Raw genomic sequence first — 12,257 nt, 5'->3', positions numbered from 1 at the left:
CGCCTGCAGGCGGCTTTGGGGATGTCTCCGGCACAGGAGAGCTATTGCAGGTTGGTTTTGAAAAATTGCGTGAATGTAGCAAAGGGAATTTTGCCCGCGACGTTGTCATAGAGATCGACGTGGTTTGCGCCAGGGACAATCACCAGCGCTTTCTCTTTACTGCCGATCGCCTTAAAGGCATCTTCGGCAAAATAGCGTGAGTGGGCTTGTTCGCCGGTCACAATAAGCGTCGGAATAGTCACTTCGCTGGCGTAACTCAGCAGCGGCATATTCATAAACGACAGCGGCATCGTCGCATTCCATGCCCCGGTTGAATTAACCGAACGCGCATGGAAACCTCGCGGCATACGGTAATAATCGAAGAACTCTTTCAGGACCGGATTGGGGTTGGCGGGCAAGGTTTCCGGCAAAATACGATCGGCAGCGCTGACGTTGCCTTTATCATCGACATAAATGTCATGCCCGCCGGGGGCGAAAGTGCCGTTTGCCGCATCCTTCCAGCGCTGCGCGTTCAGGTAATGCAGTACCGCTCGGCGGTCAGCTGTCGTGTAGCGGTCTTTGCCATCGCCTACCCCATGCCCCATCGCGCGGCTCATGTCATACATGACGCTGGTCGCCACCGCTTTGACGCGTGTATCCATCGCCGCGTCGTTTAGGGCCATACCGCCCCAGCCGCAAATGCCGAGCAAACCGATACGGTTGCGATCCACCTCTTTTTGCAGGCCCAGAAAGTCCACCGCGGCACTGAAATCCTCGGTATTGATATCCGGTGAGGCCACGTTGCGTGGGTAGCCACCGCTTTCGCCCGTATAGGATGGGTCAAACGCCAGGGTGACAAACCCCTGTTCGGCCAGCGTCTGGGCATACAGGCCGCTGGACTGCTCTTTTACCGCGCCGAAGGGACCGCTCACGGCAATAGCTGCCAGTTTGCGGTCGCCGCGATCCTTCTGCAGGTAGAGATCGCCAACTAAGGTTATCCCGTAGCGGTTCTGGAAGGTCACCTTACGGTGATCCACTTTCGAACTCTCAGCAAACGTTTTATCCCATTTTTCAATCAATGAAACAGGCGCATTCGGGTTAGTTGTCTCAGCATAGCTCATCGTTGTCACTCCACTTAATGAGGCGCAAAGCAGCATGGCGGGTATCGCGGCTGTCAGTTTTTTGGTGAAAACCGTCATCAAAATTCCCCTAAATAAACGTGATCAATGCAAGTCTCCGGTAGACAATGCAGCTTTGCTTTATTGTCGTGCGCTTAGTGTAGCCAGCAGTAATGGTTCTGATTAGTAGGTAAAAAATGCTAAAATTAATACCATATTGTTCTAAATGGCATGTGGATGACGAGGCGGGAGAATGGCGAAACGGGAAAACTATAATGACCTTTATCTGTTTATGCAGGTGGTGCGTGAAGGCAGTTTTACCGCCGCAGCGCAACGACTTGGCCTGGCGCAGTCCGGGGTAAGCCGTGCGGTTCGCGAACTTGAAGAACGGTTGGGCGTTCAGCTTCTGGTGCGTACCACCCGCCGGTTGTCGCTCACTCAGGCGGGTGAGCAGCTCTATCACAATGTCGAATCCGGTTTCGACGCCTTAGATATGGGACTCGCCACGCTGGCCCACTATCGTCAAACGCCCTCCGGTACGGTACGCATCAATGCCAGCCAGCATGCCATTGATAAAGTCCTGCTGCCGAAGCTGGCAGTATTTAAACACCGCTATCCCGATATCAGACTGGAACTGATCAGCGAAAGCCGGTTTATCGATATTATTGCGGAGCGGTTCGATGCGGGCGTGCGTCTGGGCCCGGAAGTCGGGAGTGGTATGATTGCGGTACGCATTTCGCCCGATATGGAGATGGCTGTTGTCGGTACCCCGGAACATTTTCGCCGCTACGGCTTTCCACAAACGCCCGCCGATTTAGTCGTCCACCCCTGCATCGCTTATCAGTTCGGCGACGGCAGCCTTTACGCCTGGGAACTTAATGTGGATGGCAAAAAAATCACCCACCCGCCTCAGGGACAGTGGGCTTTCGCCGATAGCTATATGGAGGCCAAAGCGGCGAGGCTCGGTCTGGGGCTGGCCTATGTCCCGGAAGAGCTGATTACCGACGATCTAGCCCAGGGCACACTTATCCGGGTGCTCCAGCGTTATAGCCAGCGTCTGGAAGGTTCATTTCTCTATTACCCGCACCGCAATGTGTCGCCCGCGCTGAGAGCGGTCATTGATACATTGCGAATGTAGCAGAGGTTGCCTGCGGGCAACAGGCAACAGGCAACCGGTAGCAGCCAGAGACAGCGTCTGTACTCGGACCTGTCATTCAATTCCGATCTATGCAAATAGTCATGCCAGGCGGAAATGAATTTATATAAATATTAATTTTGTGAGTTATGTACTTCATTATAAAGTTTAGAAGCAGCACCTCTACGTAACAAGCTAAAAAAGCAAATGATCGTAAAGATGAAGGGGTAAATAGCCAAAACCCATGCCAGCTTTTGACTTTTAATAATGTTATTTAGAGTATCACTCAACGAACCACTTGAAAAGTTCTCACAAATCCTGTCAACCGAGCCCACACTTATCCCCGCTTTTTCTGAGAAAGCCGTTTTATCGAAATCTTCACTTTCACACTGTTTTTTATCGAGCTTCCACTCAGTCCAGTTCAGGGGAAGGTAATTATTGGTCCAGATCGAACTCTCAGCAATATGATCATTAATCCAAACCCATGACTTGTCGTCGCCTAATCGTACTAATGCGGATGGCTTCAATGCCAGCAACATAAAATTTGATAATAGCAGCATAGTTAACACACAAGAGACAAATACGCCAGTATTAGCGATAAATAATGGTTTTATTGCCTTAAGCGTTGATATTTCAAACCATCCTTTCGCGGCTGTGACATGACGAATATCTATATTTTTCTTTTTTGTCCAGTTAATCAGCGACTTGATCTCTTCTTTATTTCTTGCGCCGACATTAAATAAAACATTAAAGCGTTCAACATCATTTCTCTCATTGAAATATGCATTTATTTTACCGTCGTGAAACGTTTTCCCTCCCAGGCAGAACTCCCATAGCCGGTTCAATAAAGAATATGCGGATCCTGCCCGTTTCCAGATAAACACCCCTAATAAGCCAAAAGTAACAAAAATTAACGCGCTATTTATCAGTCCATCAAAATTCCATATCGAAGAAATTAAACTTTCCATCTATCCCCTCTTAATCATCCCGCTAATCGCATGCTCAGCAATCACACCACAGCATCATTACAAAATAAATATTTTTTAACTGCAACTTTTCTTATCCAGCGCACAAGGTCATTGCCGATATCTTCTTATACGCAGGCCATAACTATACGTCACGCACTTCTGCTACTTGAGCCTTACATTCCACCTCAGTGCTGCTACGCTATCTCTGAGAAAATGGCGAAGGAGATATAATGAAAGTCCTCAATATCCTGATCCGTCGATGCGTGCTGATTACCCGTTTTGAAGAGACCGTTTCGTTTTATGAAAACCTTATCGCGCAGACGGCCAGATTGCGTTTCGACTATCCCGAATACGATCTCAAACTGGCGCAGGTAGGTTCTGTGCTTTTAATTGGCGGAACCGAGAAAAGCCTGGCGCCTTTTCGCGCCACCGAGGCCACTTTCCTGGTCAACGACATTACCGCCTGGGAGAAACATCTGCCTTCCACCGGAGCAACGATTATCAACCCGGTGAAGGCCGTGCCCACCGGCTGGAACATGCTGGTTCGGCATCCGGATGGCATGATTGCCGAATACGTTGAGCATCATGACAAAAACACAGCAGATGAGATCTTCTGATGCTTCGCTTTCAGAGGGTTGGACCTGGTATCAGTCGGCCATACTGCCAGAAAAGTGCGCTTTCTGCTGTAGCGAGAGAGGGAGAGCTGGAGAAACTGGCGCTGCAAGCCGCAGCGCCACAGTTATCCTCTCAACTGGATAGCATCACAGGCTGACACTGTTCAACCAGTTGAGCAGACTTGCCACTGAGTATTGCGTCGGTGCGCGCGATATCGGTTGGCCCGATGTTATCAGCAGCAGCGTCGGCAGGCCGCGTACGCCGAGGTCGCTGGCCAGTTCCTGATGCAGATCGGCATCCAGATAGCGCGTTTCAAACTGAGCAATACGCTGGCTGAGTTTTTCATGGGCCAGCAGTTGCCAGAGTTTACGGCAATGCACACAGCGCTCCGCGCCAACGAACAGCAGCACGGGTCGTTCACCCTGCAGTTCACTCGCCGCGCTTATCGGCCGGAATGCGCTTTCCGCAACGCGGAACAGCTTCGGACTACGGCGCAGCGTATCGTTATCGGTAGCTACGCATAGCGCATCGGCGCTTTTACTGTACGGCTGTACGCCCGCCACGCGCACCACGCTCTGCGCCGGGCCCGCCGCCGCCGCGCCCGGCTGACGCAGAGTGCGGACATCGACTGCCGCAATCGGCGTCTCCTGCGGTTGCGCAAGCTGCGGGATCCACGCGTAAGGAATGCGGTAGGCGCGGTAAACCATATTATTATTCAGCGTCTTGCCCCAGAACGGCGAAATATATTCCCAGACAATGTCGTGATCGCGGGTCACTTCAAAAATGCGGCCGTTCGATCCTTCGTTAATCAGCGTATTGCCATTTTCCAGGCGCTGCATATTACTGATATACGGGCTGTAGAAGCGATAGGAGTCGGTCGGTTGCGGCAGATCCGCTTCATAAGGCGAGTAGCGCCACTCAATATCGAGGGTCAGCGGGTTGATCTCAAGGATCCGTGAATAATCGCGCCAGGCGTTTTTCACCCCATCCGCCGACGCCGGGTTAGGTGCACCGTATCCGGCCCAACCGCCGTTGTCGAAAATCAGGATATTTCCCGCGCCCGGCAGCCCCTGCGGGATCATATGCGCATGATGCTGGCCGATGATCCAGCCGATGTGCTTCAGCTCCGGTTTGCTGTAGTCCGGGCCGAGCTGCCAGACTATTTTGCCGCTCTGCTTATCGATAATGGCGATAATGTTGGATTCGCGGGCGTCCCAGATAATGTTGTCGGGATGGAAGCGCGCATCGCCGGCGTCATACCATTTATTCGGTCCCAGCGCCGACATCGAGTTGATATGCATCCAGTCGCCCATTCCGCCGCCGCTGGCGCGCATATTCGGGTTATTGTACAGCGCGGTGCGTGCCGCATCGTCAAAGCCCAGCTCATGAAAATGGTCGCTGCAGCGCCACTCCCAGACCACATTGCCCTGCCAGTCGACTTCAATAATGGTGTCGTCCAGCAGCAGCTTGTCGGAGATCGCTTCATTAACCAGATTGGTGTGGGCGAGGATCAGGGTATTGCCGCCATCCACCTGCGGCTCCAGCCCCGGCGCGTAGTAGCCGACCGGGTTACCCGCTCGCTGATAGTCGTGATGAGCGCGCGCCATCCAGCGCGTTTCGTTGCCGGGATCGCTGACCTTTTCGTAGCGGTCGAATTTCCAGGTTACGTTGCCCTCCCAGTCCACCTGGATCAGATCGAGCATATCCTGCATGCCATAGCGCGGGTCGCGCTCGCCGCTGTGGCCAAGGATGGCGCCGCCGGGCAGAATTTTGTTGGGAAACCCATGCAGTTCAGGCCATTCCCGCACCACGTGACCATTCATATCCACCAGTACCGCGCCGTGTTCGGTGGCCTGGAAAAGGGTGTAGCCGCTCCAGGCGCGCTGCGGATCGTAAAGAGTGGCGCCGGTCGGGTAAACGGAAGGATGTCCCATATGTTGCTCCTTAAATAATAAAATCAGACAGAAGTAATCAGGTTGCGAATGTGGCGGCAGGCGGCGGTAAACGAGTCATCATCACGCTGGCGCGGATGAGGCAGCGCCAGGTTCACGATTTCTCGTATCCGCCCCGGACGCGGTGAGAGCACGACGACGCGATCGGCCAAGGCGACGGCCTCTTCCACATCGTGCGTCACCAGTAACGTGGTGGTTCCCGCGCTTTGGTGGATCTGTAAAAGTTCCTGCTGCAGGGTGTGACGCGTCAGGGCATCCAGCGCGCCGAAAGGCTCATCGAGCATCAGGATCTGCGGGCGAGCCACCAGACCGCGGGCAATAGCCACCCGCTGGGCCATGCCGCCGGAAAGCTGCGCGGGCAGCGCGCTGGCGAACTCGCTGAGCTGCACGCGCGCCAGCATCTCCAGTGCCCGCTGGCGCTTCGTCGCCCGGCTGAGCTTTTCATCCGCCAGGCCGAGCATCACGTTGTCGAGCACGTTAAGCCACGGGAACAGGCGCGGCTCCTGAAACACAATGCCGCGCTCTTTGCCCACGCCGGTGACCGGCTCGCCGTTAATACAAATATCCCCCTGGGTGGCTGACTCAAGTCCCACCAGCATCCGTAGCAGCGTCGATTTACCGCAGCCGCTGCTGCCCACCAGCGCGACCAGTTCACCGGCGGCGATATCCAGATTGAAATTCTGTAGCGCCGTCACCTGTTGCCAGGATTTACGCACGTGGCGAAAAGAGACCAGAGTTGAAGAGGTCATAACTGCTCCTGTTGACGCCAGCGGGTGGCGCGCATTTCCAGTAAACGTCCGGCTTTATCCAGCGCCGCGCCGGTGATACCGACCAGCACCATGCCGCAGAGAATAGTGGGCATATCCAGCAGCTGCTGGGCATTGATCATCAGGCTGCCGATCCCGACGCCGGAGGACATGAAATATTCCGCGCCGATATTGCCAAGCCAGGCGTAAATCAGCGCCAGCCGCAGACCGGCGAAGATCCCCGGCGCGGCACCGGGAAGAATGACCCTGCGCAGGCGCGCGAATTCACCCAGCCGCAGTACCCTGGCGACTTCATCGAGTTGCGGATTTCGCTGAAGTACCGCCTGCAGGGTGCTGAAGAACATCGGAAAGAAAGACGCCAGAGCGATAAAGACAATTTTGCCGCCGTTATCGTTACCCACCCATGCCGTCAGCAGCGGCAGCCAGGCAAACAGAGCAATATGGCGCAGCACGTTAAGCATGGGGGTAAAAATTTGTCCGGCGCGTGGGCACAGCGCCAGCAGCAGCCCGCACAGCAAACCGCCGGCAATCCCCAGCGCGCCGCCGACAACCGCTCTCCCCAGACTGGCCAGCATCGCGGCGCTCAGCTCTCCGCTCAGGATCCCCTGAACAAAACGCGCCGCCACCGCCAGCGGCGAAGAGAATAATCCGCTATCAATCCAGCCCCACTGACTGGCCAGCTGCCACAGCGCCAGCAGGACTATCGGCAACTGTAACGCCCGCCAGCTGGCCTGCGGTTTCCACGCCAGGCGTCCGGCGGCTGGCTGCGGCCAGAACACCAGTCGGGAACAGGCCCGATTCGCCGCCCACTCCATCAGCATGCCGCTCAGGCCAACCACCGCGATGGTGACGAAGACGATATCCAGCTGAAACAGCTGGCGGCCCCAGACCATCAGGTAGCCAATACCTTCGGAAGAAGCCAACAGCTCGACAACGATAAGCGATACCCAGGCCTGCGAAAGCGCCAGACGCAGACCGGTAAACCAGCCCGGCAGGCTTGCCGGGATCACCAGCCAGCGCAGCCGCTGCCAGCGGGAGAAGTTCATCACCCTGCCGGCTTCGCTCAGGGTCAGCGGCACGCTGGCTACCGCCTGCTGAGTGTTGATGGTCATCGGCACCACGGTGGTTTTCACGATAACCGCCAGCTTGAGGCCGTTATCAATCCCGAACAGCACCATCAATAGCGGGATCCAGCCGAGTGTCGGAATTTGCGCCAGCGCGTAGAACAGCGGTTCCACCCGCTGCGCGGCCGCTGGCACCAGGCCAAACAGCGCCCCGAGCAGCGTGCCGGCGATGGCGCCCAGCAGCAGGCCAAGCGCCAGATGCTGGAGGCTAAATCCCCACTGCGCCAGCAGATCGCCGCTCAGCAGCGACAACGCGGTATCGGCAACCACCGACGGCGCGGGCAAAATTTGCGCGGGCATCCATCCCTCGCGGGCGGCGATGTACCACAGCAACAACAGTAGCGCTGGCAGCAGCCACGGCCAGCCGTTAAGCCGGAAACCCGGCCTGCCAGGAGCATCGGTTCTTAAGATCATCTGCGACATATCGGTCCACTCATCGGAAAGTGATGCCGCTATGAAAACGTGACTCACGCCGCCCCGCTATTGCGTAAGGTGAATAATCCCGATGCATCGAATGCATTTCAGCCTGGCGAGCACGCTGCGTCTGATTTAGCTTTTTTTCACCCATGCTTGGCGAATAAAAGCATTTAACACACGGCCCGCCGGCTCTTTAGGGTGAGAAAAAACTCAAGGGAGCAATACGTTATGATGAAAGCATATTTTAGCCGCACCTTGCTGGCAGTGGTCGCGGTCATCGGTCTGGCGGCAAACACCCAGGCCGAGACGCTACGAACCATTCGCATCGGCGTGCCGGATCAGAGCGCAGGCAGTCAACCTTTTATTGAGGGGCCGGTCGGCATGGCGTTTATCCGCCATCAGCTGGAAGAGGTGTTTAAACCGCAGGGTGTGGAAGTGCAGTGGCAGTTTTTCAAGGGGGCAGGCCCGGCGGTGAATGAAGCGTTAGCCAACCGACAGCTTGATTTTGTTTACCTCGGCGATCTGGCGGCGATTATCGGTAAGGCCAATGGTCTGCCGACACGCCTGCTTCTGGGCAGCCGCGGCTCGGAATCCTGGCTCGCGGTAACCAAAGCCTCGGGTATTAAAACGCTGGCCGACCTGAAAGGCAAACGGGTGGCGGTCTATCGCGGTACGGCAGACCAGTTGGCCTTTGACCGGGCGCTGCAAACCGCCGGCCTCAATGAGCGCAGTTTGCAGGTCATCAACCTTGACTGGAACGCGGGTAAAGCGGCGCTGGCGGCCGGTCGCGTCGATGCGGTATGGGGAGGCGTCTCCCTGCTGGCGCTACGCGGCGACAAAATTGATGTGGTGGTTAAAAGCGGCGATTCAGGCCGCCAGAACACCACTCAGGCGGGGTTCCTCGGCACACAGACGTTTATCGAGACCTGGCCGCAGGCGACTCAGCAGATCGTTAATGTGCTGGTGAAGAATGCCGCTGAAATCAGCGATCCGGCTAATCGAGACGCCTGGTCTGCCGAGATGGCGCAGCAAAGCCAGATCCCTAAGTCGCTGTTTCTGGAGGCGCTGCAGCCGCAGGATCTGAACTTTACCACCTCACCGCGTATTGACCCGTTCCTGACCGACAGCTTCAGCAGTAGCGTCGAGCAGGCTAAATCGGGTCGTCTGATCCGCAGCGCCTTTGACGTTAAGCAGTGGGTGGACGGCCAGTTTGTCGAGCAGGCGCTGAAAACGCAGCAACTGGAAAACCGCTGGCCACCGTACGATGCCAAAGGTGAGGCGAAAAACGCCGGTTAATCCCCCTCCTCCTGCGCCAGCAGCTGAAGCTGATGCTGACGGTCGGTGTGGAGGATAATCTCAATCAGCCTCTCAACCAGCGGCGGCTGAATCGCGTGAACCGGGGAGATAATGGCAAACCGGGTCTGCATTAGCCGCCACTCATCTGGCAGATCGCTAAGTTCCAGTTTCACCAGCCGATGGCTGTGCTGGCACAACGCGAAGCCGTCCTCGCTGGCGAAGCTTATCGCGTGGGTTTGCGCCAGAGTGGAAAGCAGCGCGTAAATATGGTCGCACTGGATGGCGGGCGTAAAGTCCTGTTGCTGGCTGAGGGTTGCCAGTACCTTGCGTACCCCCGGCGGCAAATAGGGAGCGGCAAAAGGGTAGCGCAGCATCTCCTGAATCGAGACCGTCCCCTGTTTTGCCAGCGGATGTTCGGCATGGCAGACAAAGAAACAGCGTTGTGGGCTGAGCGGCTGCACGCGTAGCTGCGGGTCAAGCTCGGCCTGCCAGCTATCGGCGACCACAAAAGGATAGTGCTGGGAGGTAAGCGCCTGATGCAGAGCAAGCCAGTTATCAATGTGAAAATGCACCCTCGCCTGCGGCAAAAGACGATGAAACTTACCGATGGCCGCCGGAATCAGCCTGGCGCCGGGAGCCGGGCCGCAGCCAAAAGCGACCTCGCCATTTTGCGCATCGTCCGCCTCACGCAGCTGGCTACTGAGCTCAATATTGAGTTTCTGAAAACGGCGCGCATAAGGCAGCAGCTTTTGCCCATGCAGCGTGAGCGTCGGTAGCTTGCTCTGGCGGTCGAATAAAGGATGACCGACACTCTGCTCCAGCGCCTGAATGCTGCGGCTAAACGCCGACTGCGACAGGCAAACCGCCTCCGCCGCACGATTAAAACTGCCGTACTCCACTAGCGCCACAAAATTGCGTAACTGGCGAAAATCCAGATGCATCGTTCCGCTCCCTTCCCTCTACTGTTCAACAAAAGTACTGGAAGGCGGCCTGGCGGTAAACCACAGACACCACTCCCGGTGGGTTAGCGCACGGTGACTGGGGTGAAAGTTCGCGTTGCCGAATATTGATGAACCTGCATGAGCGGCCAGCCACAGAGCCTCACGCTGATCTCACGTTTCAGCCATTAATTCCGTCATCACTTTCGCAAACACTTCGCCCGGCTGCGACAGGGTGCTATGTCCATCCGTCACCGCGACGACAGACACCGGCAAGGCATGACGGAACGGCCGCACCGCCAGACCGCTGGTGTCGACGCCCTGTAGAGAAAAACTGTCAACAATAGTCATACTGTTGTTGCCGTGTCTGACAAGATTAATCGCTATGCTGTAGCGGTTGGTTTCTACCGCCGCCACCTGGCGCTGGCGGAACGCCGGCACCTCCTCGGCAATCATGGCAACCAGCCGCGCGTCGGTCGTGATATATACCAGGTCGCGTGTCGGGATATCCTGCCAACGGATTTCCGTCTGCTGCGCCAGCGGATGCTGCTCGGGCAGCACACACACCATTTCGCCCCGGCAGATGGCCAGCGGGTTCTCCTCTGGTTCGTAGCCGGGTTTCACCAGAAAACCGAGATCGTAACGCCCTTCTTCAACCGCTGTCTCAATTTCATTGTTGAGACACATATCCGCCACCACACCATAATCGGGAAAGGTCTGGCGAAAACGCGCCACCGCCAGCGGCAATATATTCAGCGCCAACGCAGGCGTGGCACAGACCCGCAACTGACCAACGCGATACTGGCGGATGTGATCAACAAAACGCTCAAAACGAAGCCGATCCTGATGCACGCGCAGCGCCTCTTTATACAGCGCTCTGGCTTCCGCGGTTGGCTGCATCTTCCCTTGATAGCGCTCAAACAGGCTGAACCCCATCTGCTGCTCGATAAGCGCCAGGCTTTTACTCACCGAAGGCTGCGACATGGCCAGCTGCGCCGCTGCCGCTGTCACTGAACCTAGCTGAACGATACTGATAAAGACCTCGAGTTGCTTGGGTGTCATTGCCATTTTCCTGATAACGATATGCTGATTATGCATTTAAAAAATATGCACTCAGGGTTATAGAATCCATAATTATATTCACCAGAGGGCATAAAATGAAATTTTTCACGTCACGCTTCATGTCGATATTGTTGCTTATACCGGGGATGTTCTTAGCCCAGTCTCCTGCTCAGGCCGGGGAAGAAATCAATACGATTCTGCCAGACCATGTGATCCGCGTCGGTGCGGTCAACGCACCGCCGTGGTATCAGAAAGATCTGCTGACCAACCAGTGGACCGGGCTGGTTCCGGATGTTGTGCAGGCGATATTTAAAAACACCGATATCAAGATTGAATACGTTGATACGCAATGGGGCACCGCCGTCGCGGGTTTACAGTCCAACCGCTTCGATATTTTAGGTGGTTTTAATAATACGCCAGAAAGAGCCAAAGCCGTCGACTTTACACGCCCTATGGGCTCGCACCAGATGGGCGTCCTGACTCTGGAGAAAGAGACGCAGAAATATCAGCGCTGGGACACCATCAACACTTCGCAGACCAGGCTCAGCGCGATTGATGGCTCGGCAGCCGTCACGCTGCTGCAGCCTCAACTGGACAAAGCCCAGTGGATTATCGTTCCCGATAGCGACAACATGCAGCTCCAGATGGAGAGCGGCCGCGCGGATGCCATCGTCACTAACGATATCCAGATGGCGCAATATATTCAAAAGCGTCATCAGGGCTCGATGATTATTCCACAGCCGATCAAAGAACAGGCAACCAATATGGGCCTGCGTAAAGATCGACCGGAATTACAGGCGTGGCTGAATGGACGGCTCGAACAGCTGGATAAAGACGGCACGTTGAAAAAAATCTGGCAGAAATATACTCACCCAGCGAAATAACT

General features: G+C 55.8%; 11 protein-coding genes. 4 read left to right on the top strand and 7 right to left on the bottom strand.

The genetic code is table 11. The features are described 5' to 3' along the window. Positions 1–41 precede the first annotated feature (41 nt). Positions 42–1,178, bottom strand: a complete 1,137-nt coding sequence (locus CWM58_RS01540) for an alpha/beta hydrolase (RefSeq protein WP_100680040.1) — start codon at positions 1,176–1,178, stop codon at positions 42–44. Between the two features lie 172 nt (positions 1,179–1,350). Between CWM58_RS01540 and CWM58_RS01535 the strand changes: the two genes are divergently transcribed. Continuing rightward, the gene (locus CWM58_RS01535) at positions 1,351–2,235 is read left to right on the top strand and encodes a LysR family transcriptional regulator (RefSeq protein WP_100680039.1); all 885 of its coding nucleotides are present in this window, start codon (positions 1,351–1,353) and stop codon (positions 2,233–2,235) included. A 131-nt stretch (positions 2,236–2,366) separates the two neighbouring features. On the opposite strand, the gene CWM58_RS01530 is transcribed toward CWM58_RS01535, so the two are convergent. After that, a complete protein-coding gene (locus CWM58_RS01530; protein ID WP_100680038.1) occupies positions 2,367–3,200 on the bottom strand; it encodes a DUF6216 family protein in 834 nt (277 codons plus the stop codon). Positions 3,201–3,430: 230 nt separating this feature from the next. Between CWM58_RS01530 and CWM58_RS01525 the strand changes: the two genes are divergently transcribed. After that, positions 3,431–3,817: a VOC family protein gene (locus CWM58_RS01525; RefSeq protein ID WP_100680037.1), complete on the top strand. Its 387-nt coding sequence runs from the start codon at positions 3,431–3,433 to the stop codon at positions 3,815–3,817. A gap of 144 nt (positions 3,818–3,961) precedes the next feature. Here the strand turns inward: CWM58_RS01525 and CWM58_RS01520 are convergent, their stop codons facing one another. The 3 genes from CWM58_RS01520 to CWM58_RS01510 are packed head-to-tail and all read right to left on the bottom strand — an operon-like array spanning position 3,962 to position 8,081. Further along, on the bottom strand, positions 3,962–5,749 hold the full coding sequence (locus CWM58_RS01520) for an aryl-sulfate sulfotransferase (protein ID WP_100680036.1): 1,788 nt from the start codon (positions 5,747–5,749) through the stop codon (positions 3,962–3,964). 23 nt (positions 5,750–5,772) lie between these two features. Beyond that, positions 5,773–6,516, bottom strand: a complete 744-nt coding sequence (locus tag CWM58_RS01515) for an ABC transporter ATP-binding protein (RefSeq protein ID WP_061154870.1) — start codon at positions 6,514–6,516, stop codon at positions 5,773–5,775. Continuing rightward, positions 6,513–8,081 (bottom strand): ABC transporter permease, encoded by a 1,569-nt coding sequence (locus CWM58_RS01510; protein WP_100680035.1) that lies wholly within the window; start codon positions 8,079–8,081, stop codon positions 6,513–6,515. Before CWM58_RS01510 ends, CWM58_RS01515 begins: the two co-directional genes overlap by 4 nt. Before the next feature lie 222 nt (positions 8,082–8,303). Between CWM58_RS01510 and CWM58_RS01505 the strand changes: the two genes are divergently transcribed. Beyond that, a complete protein-coding gene (locus CWM58_RS01505) occupies positions 8,304–9,371 on the top strand; it encodes an ABC transporter substrate-binding protein (protein WP_100680034.1) in 1,068 nt (355 codons plus the stop codon). Here CWM58_RS01505 and CWM58_RS01500 read toward each other — a convergent pair. Further along, a complete protein-coding gene (locus tag CWM58_RS01500; RefSeq protein ID WP_100680033.1) occupies positions 9,368–10,312 on the bottom strand; it encodes a LysR family transcriptional regulator in 945 nt (314 codons plus the stop codon). The two genes, CWM58_RS01505 and CWM58_RS01500, sit on opposite strands and share 4 nt — an antisense overlap. Before the next feature lie 171 nt (positions 10,313–10,483). Further along, the gene (locus CWM58_RS01495) at positions 10,484–11,371 is read right to left on the bottom strand and encodes a LysR family transcriptional regulator (RefSeq protein ID WP_100680032.1); all 888 of its coding nucleotides are present in this window, start codon (positions 11,369–11,371) and stop codon (positions 10,484–10,486) included. A gap of 95 nt (positions 11,372–11,466) precedes the next feature. Here CWM58_RS01495 and CWM58_RS01490 point away from each other — a divergent pair, with 95 nt between their 5' ends. After that, a complete protein-coding gene (locus CWM58_RS01490) occupies positions 11,467–12,255 on the top strand; it encodes a substrate-binding periplasmic protein (RefSeq protein WP_100680031.1) in 789 nt (262 codons plus the stop codon). Positions 12,256–12,257 lie beyond the last annotated feature (2 nt).

Source organism: Klebsiella sp. H-Nf2 (genome assembly GCF_002806645.1).
GTDB lineage: Bacteria > Pseudomonadota > Gammaproteobacteria > Enterobacterales > Enterobacteriaceae > Klebsiella > Klebsiella variicola.
Note: the sequence above shows the minus strand (reverse complement) of the source record. Positions and strands in the feature narration are given on the sequence as shown.

Bases quoted from the DNA above. Each gene is read 5' to 3' on its own strand.
- CWM58_RS01540 (WP_100680040.1), bottom strand. From the start codon at position 1,178: ATGACGGTTTTCACCAAAAAACTGACAGCCGCGATACCCGCCATGCTG.
- CWM58_RS01535 (WP_100680039.1), top strand. From the start codon at position 1,351: ATGGCGAAACGGGAAAACTATAATGACCTTTATCTGTTTATGCAGGTG.
- CWM58_RS01530 (WP_100680038.1), bottom strand. From the start codon at position 3,200: ATGGAAAGTTTAATTTCTTCGATATGGAATTTTGATGGACTGATAAAT.
- CWM58_RS01525 (WP_100680037.1), top strand. From the start codon at position 3,431: ATGAAAGTCCTCAATATCCTGATCCGTCGATGCGTGCTGATTACCCGT.
- CWM58_RS01520 (WP_100680036.1), bottom strand. From the start codon at position 5,749: ATGGGACATCCTTCCGTTTACCCGACCGGCGCCACTCTTTACGATCCG.
- CWM58_RS01515 (WP_061154870.1), bottom strand. From the start codon at position 6,516: ATGACCTCTTCAACTCTGGTCTCTTTTCGCCACGTGCGTAAATCCTGG.
- CWM58_RS01510 (WP_100680035.1), bottom strand. From the start codon at position 8,081: ATGTCGCAGATGATCTTAAGAACCGATGCTCCTGGCAGGCCGGGTTTC.
- CWM58_RS01505 (WP_100680034.1), top strand. From the start codon at position 8,304: ATGATGAAAGCATATTTTAGCCGCACCTTGCTGGCAGTGGTCGCGGTC.
- CWM58_RS01500 (WP_100680033.1), bottom strand. From the start codon at position 10,312: ATGCATCTGGATTTTCGCCAGTTACGCAATTTTGTGGCGCTAGTGGAG.
- CWM58_RS01495 (WP_100680032.1), bottom strand. From the start codon at position 11,371: ATGACACCCAAGCAACTCGAGGTCTTTATCAGTATCGTTCAGCTAGGT.
- CWM58_RS01490 (WP_100680031.1), top strand. From the start codon at position 11,467: ATGAAATTTTTCACGTCACGCTTCATGTCGATATTGTTGCTTATACCG.